At 71.7% G+C, this 11,429-nt stretch carries 7 protein-coding genes; all 7 read left to right on the top strand.

Annotated elements, in window-relative coordinates:
• The first annotated feature begins 223 nt into the window (after positions 1 to 223).
• Entirely contained in the window at positions 224 to 1,978 is a 1,755-nt protein-coding gene (locus ABZ904_RS02050; RefSeq protein WP_361820584.1) for an FAD/NAD(P)-binding protein, read from the top strand.
• 280 nt (positions 1,979 to 2,258) lie between these two features.
• Positions 2,259 to 3,041 carry a DUF1684 domain-containing protein gene (locus tag ABZ904_RS02045; RefSeq protein WP_361820581.1) on the top strand — a complete coding sequence of 261 codons (783 nt, stop codon included), beginning with the start codon at positions 2,259 to 2,261 and terminating at the stop codon, positions 3,039 to 3,041.
• Positions 3,042 to 3,249: 208 nt separating this feature from the next.
• The gene (locus ABZ904_RS02040; RefSeq protein WP_359391666.1) at positions 3,250 to 4,152 is read left to right on the top strand and encodes a S1 family peptidase; all 903 of its coding nucleotides are present in this window, start codon (positions 3,250 to 3,252) and stop codon (positions 4,150 to 4,152) included.
• 178 nt (positions 4,153 to 4,330) lie between these two features.
• Positions 4,331 to 5,245 (top strand): slipin family protein, encoded by a 915-nt coding sequence (locus ABZ904_RS02035; protein ID WP_359391667.1) that lies wholly within the window; start codon positions 4,331 to 4,333, stop codon positions 5,243 to 5,245.
• Between the two features lie 279 nt (positions 5,246 to 5,524).
• Entirely contained in the window at positions 5,525 to 6,604 is a 1,080-nt protein-coding gene (locus tag ABZ904_RS02030; RefSeq protein WP_359391668.1) for a S1 family peptidase, read from the top strand.
• A 307-nt stretch (positions 6,605 to 6,911) separates the two neighbouring features.
• Positions 6,912 to 10,448, top strand: a complete 3,537-nt coding sequence (dnaE, locus tag ABZ904_RS02025; RefSeq protein WP_361820577.1) for a DNA polymerase III subunit alpha — start codon at positions 6,912 to 6,914, stop codon at positions 10,446 to 10,448.
• The gene (locus ABZ904_RS02020) at positions 10,445 to 11,419 is read left to right on the top strand and encodes a hypothetical protein (RefSeq protein WP_361820574.1); all 975 of its coding nucleotides are present in this window, start codon (positions 10,445 to 10,447) and stop codon (positions 11,417 to 11,419) included. Before dnaE ends, ABZ904_RS02020 begins: the two co-directional genes overlap by 4 nt.
• Positions 11,420 to 11,429: the final 10 nt, after the last annotated feature.

Raw genomic sequence — 11,429 nt, 5'->3', positions numbered from 1 at the left:
CCCGTACCCTCGGTGGGCGGCCCTGCTGAGGGGCTCGGCCGCATGTCGCCTGTGTGAAGGCATCCCGTGTTCGACTCGACGCATCACGGAGCCTTCGCATGTCCTCCGACACCCTCGTCCCACCGGCCGCGGCAGCCGAAGAAGCCGCACCCCCGCGTATCGTCCCCCGGCACCGTCCGGGCCAGTGGACCGCGGGCTCTCTCGTCCCTGCGGGAGTCCTCCGATGAGGCCTTCTCTGGTGATCGTGGGAGCCGGGCCCCGGGGGACCGGTCTGCTGGAACGAATCGCCGCCAACGCGCCTGAGCTGTATGCCGGTTCGGAGCTCGACGTGCACCTCGTGGACCCGTACCCCCCGGGCGGCGGACGCATCTGGCGCGAGGCGCAGTCACCGCTGCTGTGGATGAACTCGCACGCGGAGGACGTGACCATGTTCACCGACGAGACGGTGACCATGGAGGGCCCCGTGCGCGGGGGGCCGACGCTGCACGAGTGGGCGGGCGTCGAGGGGCGCGTCTTCGCCGACCGGCAGCGGCAGGGCGCGTACCTGCGCTGGGTGTACGAGCAGACGGTCGCCGCCCTGCCGCCCGGTATCCACGTCCACCACCACCCCCGTCTCGCCCTCCGGGTCGAGGGGCCGCGTGAGGGCCGGCAGCTGGTGTGGCTCCAGGGACGGCCCGAGCCGCTTCTCGCCGACCTCGTCGTTCTCACGCTGGGCCATCTCGACGCCGAACTCGACGAGGAGCAGCGCGCCCTGGCGTCGTACGCGCGCACGCACGGCCTGGTCCATCTGCCGCCCGACTTCACGGCCGACACCGAGCTGTCCTCGCTGAAGGCCGGCGAATCCGTCCTCGTCCGTGGCTTCGGACTCGCCTTCGTCGACCTCATGGTGCTGCTCACCGAGGGGCGCGGCGGACGGTACGAGGGCGACGTCTACGTCCCCTCGGGCCGAGAACCGGTCCTGTACGTCGGCTCCCGGCGCGGCGTGCCGTACCACTCCAAGATCGGCTACGACTGGACGGGCGAGCGGCCGCCGCTGCCGCGCTTCTTCGGTCCCGCCCAGGTCGACGCCCTGCTCGCGCGCCCGGGAGGCTTCGACTTCCGGCGGGACGTGTGGCCGCTGGTCGAGAAGGAACTGGGCTTCGCCCACTACCACCGGCTGTTCACGGCCCATCCCGAGCGCACCGCCGCCGCCTGGACGGACTTCGAGGAGAAGTACGCCGTGGCCGACCCGGCGTCGCTGCCGGCGTTGGTCGCCGCCGCCGTTCCCGACCCGGCCGACCGGCTCGATCTCGCCGCGCTCGACCATCCGCTGGACGGAGTGCGCTACCGGTCCCACGAGGCGCTCCAGGACGGGCTGCGCGCCTATGTGGAGGCGGACCTGGCACGGCGGCACGACTCCGCGCACAGCCCCGACCTGGCCGTCTTTCTCGGACTGCTCTCCGTTTACGGGCAGTTGGTGCGGCTCGGCGACATCGGGTCCTGGTGGCACGGCTTCTTCAGCTATCTGGCGTCCGGGCCGCCCGGGCCCCGGCTGCGGCAGATGCTCGCGCTGTCCCGGGCCGGTGTGCTGAGGTTCCTCGGCGCCGGCATGACGGTCACCGCCGAGGACGGGGTGTTCCGGGCGGCGAGCGCCACCGTGCCCGGCGTGTCCGTCGAGGCCCGCGCGCTGGTCGAGGCGCGGCTGCCCCACCCCACGGTCGAGCGCACCCGGGACCGGCTGTTGCGGGAGCTGCATGCGGAGGGGGCCGCGGCCACCGCCGAGGGACTGCTCGCGGTGGACCCCGCCGACGGGCGTGTCCTTGACCGGTCCGGCCGCCCTCATCCGCGGCGCTTCGCACTCGGCCCGCACACCGACGGCCGGGGCTCGGGCGCGTTCACCCGGCCCCGCACGGGCGGACCGGCGTTCCGGCAGAACGACGCGGCGGCACGGTCCGCGCTCGACTTCCTGCGCCGGCTGTCCCTTCGCACCGCGGCCTGACCGTGCCACCGGACATCCGACGGACCGTCATGGAGACAGGCGGACGGCGGTGCTTCTCCGGTACTGCCGGGCCTTCGCCGCGGAGGCGGACGAGTTCGTCCGGACGGACGCGGCCGATGGGTTCATCCTCAAGCCCCGTCCGTCCCGGGCGGACGGGGCGAGTTCGCGGACCGGGCCGAGCCGTTGCTCCAGCAGCGCGGTCCGGTCCGAACGGAATACACGCGGGGCACGCTGCGCTCGCACCTCGGGCCTGCGGATCCCATATGGAAGGGTTGATCACATGACGACGGACGCATCCGACGAGTGGAAGCAGTGGCACGAGCACCGCACCGCCCAGGTGTCGGAGCCCTACGGGCCGCTCGCGCTGACCGGCACCTCCTGGCTGGAGGACTACCCGGAAGGGCGAATTCCGAACATTCCCGGCCAGTGGGCGGACGACGGTGACGCGGTGGTGCTGACGGCGACCGAAGGCGACGGTCTGACCGTCGACGGGAAGCCGTTCGCCGGCGAGGTCCGCCTCGACGCCGACCCCGGACCCGTGACCGCGGCCCGCGTCGCGGCAGGCGAGCACCGTCTGGTCGTCCTCGTCCGCGAGGGAGTCAGGGGCGTTCGGGACTACGATCCCGCCGCGCCCGCCCGCCAGGCATTCAAGGGCATCGACGCCACGCCCTACGAGCCGCGCTGGTCGGTCGAGGGCCACTTCACCCCGTACGGCGAGGACCGCACCGTACACGTCGAGAACGCCGACGGCCGGCATCGAGGCCTCGGCCTCGGCGGAGTGCTCGCCTTCACGCTCGAAGGACAGGACCTCACGCTCCAGGTGTCGGTGCAGGGCGACGGCTCCCTGTGGGCCGTCTTCGCCGACACCACCAGCGGGGACAGCAGTTACCGCTTCCGGTTCCTGCGGCCGCCCGCGCCCGACGCCGACGGGCGTACGACGGTGGACTTCAACCGGGCTCTGCTGCCGCCGTGCGCTTTCGCGGACCACTTCATCTGCCCCTTCCCGCCGCCCGGCAACACGCTGGGCGTCGCGATCGAGGCGGGGGAGCGCACCTTGCTGTAGAAGTCCCTCAATGTATCCGGCTCGTCCCTAAGTTGAACGCTGCACGGCCGAAAGGCGCCCTTGCGTCGGTCGGTCGTGTGGCCGAATACTCCCCCACAGCGCTTGTCAGGAGCACGACTTGTCCGGAATCCGGGCAGGGCGCCCTTGGCTGCGCCTCACGGGCCCCAACCCCACGTGGGCCCCCGACTTCCCTTGGAGGGAACGAAAAGTGAGGATCAAGCGCACCACCCCCACAAGCGGCATCGCGAGACGGACCCGGTTCATGGCCGTGGCCACCGGATTCGTGGCCGCTGCCGCGATCGCGGTCCCCAACGCGAACGCGAGCGACGTGCACACCTTCAGCGCGAACCAGCTCACCAAGGCGAGCGACTCGGTGCTCAACTCCGATGTCGCGGGTACCGCCTGGGCCGTCGACCCCGCGACGAACCGCGTCGTCGTCACCGTCGACAGCACGGTCTCCAAGGCCGAGATCGCGAAGATCAAGAAGGCTGCCGGCGGCAACGCCGGTGCCCTCACCATCAAGCACACCCCGGGCAAGTTCAACAAGCTGATCTCCGGCGGCGACGCCATCTATGCGAGTAGCTGGCGCTGCTCGCTGGGCTTCAACGTCCAGGACTCCAGCGGGAACTACTACTTCCTCACCGCCGGTCACTGCACCGACGGCGCCGGTACCTGGTGGTCGAACTCCTCGCACACCACCACGCTCGGCACCACGGCCGGCTCCTCCTTCCCGGGCAACGACTACGGCATCGTGCGCTACACCAACAGCTCGGTCACCAAGTCGGGCGCCGTGGGCAGCCAGGACATCACCAGCGCGGCCACGCCCTCGGTCGGCACCACCGTCTACCGCCGCGGCTCCACGACCGGGACGCACAGCGGCCGGGTCACCGCGCTCAACGCGACGGTCAACTACGGCAACGGTGAGATCGTCTACGGCCTCATCCAGACCACGGTCTGCGCCGAGCCCGGTGACTCCGGCGGCCCGTTGTACGGCGGCTCCACCGCCTACGGTCTGACCTCCGGCGGCAGCGGCAACTGCACCTCCGGTGGTACGACCTTCTTCCAGCCGGTCACCGAGGCGCTCAGCGCCTACGGGGTGCACGTCTACTGAGCCCGGCATTCCGGCATCCGGGCACGGCCCGAGCCCAGTCGGCAGCAGGTGGGCCCCCGCACGCAACTGGCGTGCGGGGGCTCGCCCTTGGGCGCACCGCGGAGTTACCGTCGAAGTACACGCGGTGAGTGCGGCGTGTTCCCCTCAACACGCCCGCTTCGGACCCCAGGGGGCCGGCATGGTCGAGGAGCTGTTGACGGCGGGAGCGGCCCTTGTGTCCGTGGGCGCCGTCTATGCGATGGCGGCGGCCAGGGTCGTCAAACAGTACGAGCGGGGCGTGGTGTTCCGTCTCGGGCGGCTCAGGCCCGGGGTGCGGGAGCCCGGACTGACGATGGTCGTGCCCTTCGTCGACCGGCTCCAGAAGGTCAATCTGCAGATCGTGACGATGCCGGTGCCCGCGCAGGAGGGCATCACCCGGGACAACGTCACGGTGCGCGTGGACGCCGTGGTCTACTTCAAGGTGACCTCGCCCGCCGACGCGATCGTCCGCGTCGAGGACTACCGGTTCGCCGTCTCACAGATGGCCCAGACGTCGCTGAGGTCCATCATCGGCAAGAGTGAGCTGGACGATCTGCTCTCCGATCGCGAAAAGCTCAACCAGGGGCTGGAGTTGATGATCGACAGCCCGGCCGTGGAGTGGGGCGTCACCATCGACCGGGTCGAGATCAAGGACGTGTCGCTGCCGGAGACGATGAAGCGGTCCATGGCCCGGCAGGCCGAGGCGGATCGTGAGCGGCGGGCCCGCGTCATCAACGCCGACGCGGAACTCCAGGCGTCCAGGAAGCTCTCTGAAGCGGCGCAGCAGATGGCCGCGACACCCGCGGCGCTGCAACTGCGGCTGCTGCAGACCGTGGTGGCCGTCGCCGCGGAGAAGAACTCCACGCTCGTCCTGCCCTTCCCGGTGGAGCTGCTGAGGTTCCTGGAGCGGGCGCAGCAGCCGGTGGCCGGGGTCCCCGGGCAGCAGGCCGCGGCGATGCCGGCCCCGCAGACCCCGGCGCCCCCGACGGCGGAGCAATCGGTGCAGGAGCAACTCCCGTCTGTCGTCCCTCTCTCGGATCCGGACCCCGAAGGGTCGAAATCAAGACAGGATTAGACCTCGTGCGGGGCAGAGGGATAACCCTTCCGGAACGTTTGCAGCGGGAATCGATCCGGAGGGTGAAGCAGAAGCGGTCATGGGGCGGGGGGCGTACGGCCGTTGGCCTGCGCGCGTCCTGAAGTCGACCTTGTGTGCTCCCTGTGGGCCTCGGAATAGTGGGGCCATACGGTGGGTGCGGACGTGGCTCGTGTGCCGCGCCGCCTCCGTACCCGTTCGCCTTACGGTCGTGGCGGTCCCCACAATCTCCGCGGCCGACCCCCCACAGGAGGACGTGAGTTGAAGCACCGACGCATATCCCGGCGGCGGGCCGCCATGGCAGGCGGGGCCGTCGCCGCGCTGATCGCCGCGGGTGTCACCTTGCAGAATGCGAACGCGAGCGAGACCGGCCAGGCCGAGGCGCCCCACACGCTCTCAGCCGTCGCGGCCGGAAAGCTCGCCTCGACGCTCGGTCAGGACCTGGGCACCGACGCGGCCGGAACGTATTACGACGCGAAGACGAAGCAGCTCGTCGTCAACGTGCTGGACGATGCGGCCGCGCGGACGGTCCAGGCCGCCGGCGCCCGGGCGAGAATCGTCCAGAACTCCCTGGCCGAACTGACGGGCGCCCGCACCACGCTCAAGAAGGACGCGACCATCCCCGGCACGTCCTGGGCGACCGACCCCACGACCAACACGGTCGTCGTCACCGCCGACAAGACCGTCTCCGGGACCGAGTGGGCCAAGCTCACCAAGGTGGTCGACGGACTCGGGGCCAAGGCCGAGCTCAAGCGCTCCAAGGGGGAGTTCAAGCCCTTCATCGCGGGCGGTGACGCCATCACCGGCTCCGGCGGGCGCTGCTCGCTCGGCTTCAACGTGGTCAAGGACGGGCAGCCGTACTTCCTCACCGCCGGGCACTGCACCCAGGCGATCTCCAGCTGGTCGGACTCCAGCGGCCAGGTGATCGGCCAGAACGAGCAGTCCAGCTTCCCGGGCAACGACTTCGGTCTGGTGAAGTACACCGCGCAGGTCGACCACCCGAGCGCGGTCGACCTCTACAACGGCTCCACGCAGACGATCACCAAGGCCGGCGAAGCGACCGTCGGCGAGAAGGTGAGCCGCAGCGGTTCGACGACCCATGTGCACTCCGGCACGGTCACCGGCCTGGACGCCACCGTGAACTACTCGGAGGGCACGGTCAGCGGCCTCATCCAGACGGACGTCTGCGCCGAGCCCGGTGACAGCGGCGGCTCGCTCTTCGACGGCGACACCGCGATCGGCCTCACCTCCGGTGGCAGCGGCGACTGCAGCGCGGGTGGCGAGACCTTCTTCCAGCCGGTCACCGAGGCGCTCTCGGCGGTCGGCGCCCAGATCGGCTGATCCTCCCGCCGTCGGCGCAGTCCCGCCCCCGCGCTCATGGGGGCGGGACTCCCTTTTGTCCCTGGGCTCCCGTATGCACGCTTATGTCCGGGACTCCCGTATGCGCTCCGGTGGGGCGGCCCCTCCGGTGGGCCCCACCGCACGGTCCAGGCGCCCGCAGTCGCGTGGCATCACCGTGTCCGCGCAGACCGGACACGCTCGACGGATGTCGCACGAGAGTTCGAAAATTGGTCTATGGTGGGGATGGGGGAGATGGGAACTGGCGTTCGAGAGCCGTGTGCGGAACTCACGGGTACGGGAGGTGCGTGTGCCGGGTTTCACGCATCTGCACACCGCCTCCGGGTTCTCCCTGCGCTACGGCGCCTCGCACCCGGAGCGGCTGGCCGAGCGCGCCGGTGAGCTGGGCATGGACGCCCTCGCGCTCACCGACCGGGACACCGTCGCGGGCGCGGTCCGGTTCACCAAGGCCTGCGCGGCGGCGGGCGTCCGGCCGCTGTTCGGGGTGGAGCTCGCGGTGGGGGAGCCCGGGCTCGTACGGCGGACGGGGGGCACCCCTGCTCCTGGGGGTTCCCCCGATCGAGCGAGGCCGGGAGCGGGGGACGAGTCGAGAGCTTGGGAGAGACGCCGTACTCCCGTACGCGGGGGTGCCTTCATCGACGAGTCGACACCGCGCGCGGTCTTCCTCGCCCGCGACGGCGCCCGCGGCTGGGCCGATCTGTGCCGGCTGGTCACCGCCGTCCATTCCCCCAGGCCCTCGGCTTCTCCCTCATCCGAGGGCACCCCGTTGCTGCCCTGGGCCGACAACCACGGCGACGGTCTGACCGTCCTGCTCGGCCCCGCCTCCGACGTGGGCCGCGCCCTCGCCGCGGGACGGCCGGACCGTGCGGCCAGGCTGCTGGCGCCCTGGCGCGAGATCTACGGCGACGCCCTGCGTCTGGAGGTCGTCTGGCACGGCCGCACCGGCACCGGACCCGGCTCGCTGCGCCTGGCCGCCCGCACCCTCGGCCTCGCCGTCGAGCAGGGCATCCGTCCCGTGCTCAGCAACGCCGTGCGGTACGCCGACCCGGGCCTCGGCCCGGTCGCCGACGTCCTGGACGCCGCCCGCCGTCTCGTCCCCGTCGACCCCACCAAGGAACTGGACTCGGGAGAGGCCTGGCTCAAGGACGCACCGGCCATGCTCACGGTCGCCGAGCGGATCGTCGAGGCCGCGGGCTACCGCCGTGACACCGCCCACCGCCTGCTGGAGCAGACCCGGGACACCGCCGCCGAGTGCCTGGTCGACCCCGAGGACGACCTCGGCATCGGCACGGTCCACTTCCCCGAGCCGTACCTGGTGGGCGCCGGCCACCGCACCGCCCAGCGCGCGCTCGCCTCCCGGGCGGCCGCGGGCATGGTGCTGCGCGGCTACGACACCAGGCGCGCCTACTGGGAGCGGATGCACGACGAACTGGACATCATCGCCCACCACGGGTTCGCGTCCTACTTCCTCACGGTCACCCAAGTCGTGGATGACGTACGGAAGATGGGAATCCGGGTCGCCGCGCGCGGCTCCGGCGCGGGCTCCCTCGTCAACCACCTCCTCGGTATCGCGCACGCCGACCCCGTCGAGCACGGTCTGCTGATGGAGCGCTTCCTGTCCAAGCGCCGGTTGGCCCTGCCCGACATCGACATCGACGTGGAGTCCGCGCGCCGGCTCGAGGTCTACCGTGCGATCATCGGCCGGTTCGGCACCGAGCGGGTGGCGACGGTCGCGATGCCGGAGACCTACCGTGTCCGTCACGCGATCCGCGACGTGGGCGCGGCCCTGTCCATGGACCCGGCCGACATCGACCGCATCGCCAAGTCCTTCCCGCACATCCGCGCCCGTGATGCCCGCGCGGCCCTGGACGAACTGCCCGAACTCAAGTCGCTGGCCGCGGAACGGGAGAGCTACGGAAACTTCTGGGAACTGGTCGAGGCCCTGGACGCCCTTCCGCGCGGCGTCGCCATGCACCCGTGCGGGGTGCTGCTCTCCGACGCCTCCCTTCTCTCCCGTACACCGGTCATGCCGACCAGCGGCGAGGGCTTCCCCATGTCGCAGTTCGACAAGGACGACGTCGAGGAGCTCGGGCTGCTCAAGCTCGACGTGCTCGGCGTGCGGATGCAGTCCGCGATGGCGCACGCGGTCGCGGAGGTGGAGCGGACGGCGGGGGAGCGGCTCGACCTGGACTCCCTGCCGCCGGGCGACCCGGCGACGTACGGCCTCATCCGCTCCACCGAGACGCTGGGCTGCTTCCAGATCGAGTCACCGGGTCAGCGGGACCTGGTGGGCCGGCTCCAGCCGGCCGACTTCCACGATCTCGTCGTGGACATCTCCCTGTTCCGGCCCGGTCCGGTGGCGGCCGACATGGTCCGGCCGTTCATCGAGGCGCGGCACGGACGGGCGCCCATCCGCTATCCGCACCGGGACCTGGAGGAGCCGCTGAAGGAGACGTACGGCGTCGTCGTCTTCCACGAGCAGATCATCCACATCCTGGACATCATGACCGGCTGCGGGCGCGACGAGGCGGACCGGGTGCGGCGCGGGCTGTCCGACGCGGAGTCGCAGGGGCGGATCCGGGTCTGGTTCGCCCAGCGGGCGGCGGCGAACGGATATGACACAGAAACGATTCGGCGTACCTGGGAGATCGTCGAGGCCTTCGGTTCCTACGGCTTCTGCAAGGCGCACGCGGTCGCCTTCGCCGTCCCGACGTACCAGTCGGCGTGGCTGAAGGCCCATCACCCGGCCGCCTTCTACGCCGGGCTGCTCACCCACGACCCCGGGATGTATCCCAAGCGGCTGCTGCTGGCGGACGCGCGGCGCCGGGGGGTGCCGATCCTGCCGCTGGACGTGAACAAGTCGGGGTCGGCACATCGGATCGAACTGGTGTCTGAATCCATGGGATCCACCGGGCGTTGGGGGCTCCGTCTCGCCCTCTCCGACGTGCACGGCATCAGCGAGGCCGAGGCGAAGCGGATCGAGGCCGGGCAGCCGTACGCCTCGCTGCTCGACTTCTGGGAGCGGGCCCGGCCGAGCCGTCCCGTCGCCCAGCGGCTCGCCCAGGTCGGCGGGCTGGACGCGTTCGGCGCCAACCGCCGCGACCTCCAGTTGCACCTGACCGAGCTGCACCGGGGCGCCCGGAGCGGAGGCGGCGGCCAACTCCCCCTGGCGGGCGGGCGGAAGACGGCCTCGGCCGGGCTCCCCGACCTCTCCGCGGCCGAGCGGCTCAGCGCCGAACTCGGCGTGCTCTCCATGGACGCCTCACGCAATCTGATGGACGACCACCGTGCGTTCCTCGACGAACTGGGCGTGGTCCCGGCACGCCGGCTGCGCTCGGCGCGGCACGGCGAGACGGTACTGGTCGCGGGCGCCAAGGCGGCCACCCAGACCCCGCCCATCCGCTCCGGAAAGCGGGTCATCTTCAGCACGCTGGACGACGGCACGGGTCTGGTCGACCTCGCCTTCTTCGACGACTCCCACGACGCCTGTGCCCACACCGTCTTCCACTCCTGGCTGCTGCTGGTGCGCGGAGTGGTGCAGCGGCGCGGACCGCGCAGCCTGAGCGTGGTGGGCTCCGCCGCCTGGAACCTCGCCGAACTGGCCGAACTGCGCGCCGAGGGCGGCCTCGACGTGGTGGCGGAGCGACTGGCCGAGCCCGCGCCGAGGCAGCCGGACGACGACGGCGACGGTGACGCGGCGAAGGGCCGCCGCATCCGGATGTCCACGGGGTACGAGATGAACCCCTGGGCCGATCTGCGTCCCGCGGGCGAAGGCCCGGCGGGTGGAAAGAAGTTGTGGCACCAGAGTCCGGGGAGTGCGGGATGACCATCCTTTGCGTACGTTTCCAGCTGCCTGTGATGTATGAGGCGGCGCTGCCGGGGCTGCTCGGACTCCTCGAGGAGTTCACCCCCGTCGTCGAGGCGCTGCCGCCCGACGGGGCGCTGGCCGATCTGCGGGGCGCCCAGCGCTACTTCGGACGGGACGCCGCCGAACTGGCCACACTGATCCGGGTACGGGCCCTCGCGCACCACGGGGTCGACTGCGCGATCGGCGCCGGGCCCGGGCCGATGCTGGCCCGTATGGCCCTGCGGGAGGCGGCGCCCGGGACGGTCCGCGTGGTCCCCGGGGAGCCGGACGCCGTCACCGCGTTCCTGGCCCCTCTGCCGGTCCGGGCCCTGCCCGGGGTCGGCGGCGTCACCGCCCGCACTCTGTGCGAGTACGGGCTCGACACCGTCGGCAAGCTCGCCGATGCGCCCCTCTCGGCGGTGCAGCGGCTCGTCGGCGCCCGGGCCGGACGCGAACTGCACGAGAAGGCGAACGGCGTCGACCGCGGCCGGGTCGTACCCAACGCCGTCTCGCGCTCGCTCTCCACCGAACGGTCCTTCGAGCGCGACGAACTGGACCCGGTCCGGCACCGGCGCGCCCTGCTGTCCGCCACCGAGGAACTGGGCACCCGGCTGCGCGACCTCGAGCGGGTGTGCCGCACGCTCACCCTCACCGTGCGCTACGCCGACCGCTCCGCGACGACCCGCAGCCGTACCCTCGCCGAGCCGACCGCGCACTCGGCGGCGCTCACCGCCGAGGCGTACCGCATGTACGAGGCGCTCGGGCTGCAGCGTGCCCGGGTGCGCGCGTTCGCCCTGCGCGCGGAGGGGCTGACCTCCGCCGAGCAGACGGCCCATCAGCTCACCTTCGACCCCGTGGACGAGAAGGTCCGCCGGATCGAGGAGGTCGCGGACCGCGCGCGAGCCAGGTTCGGGCCGCGCGCGGTGATGCCAGGGGCGCTGGCCGCGTAGCTGTTCCGCC

This window comes from Streptomyces sp. NPDC046900 (assembly GCF_040644975.1).
In the GTDB taxonomy this organism is placed as follows: Bacteria; Actinomycetota; Actinomycetes; order Streptomycetales; family Streptomycetaceae; genus Streptomyces.
This window is presented reverse-complemented; position numbering and strand designations above follow the sequence as displayed.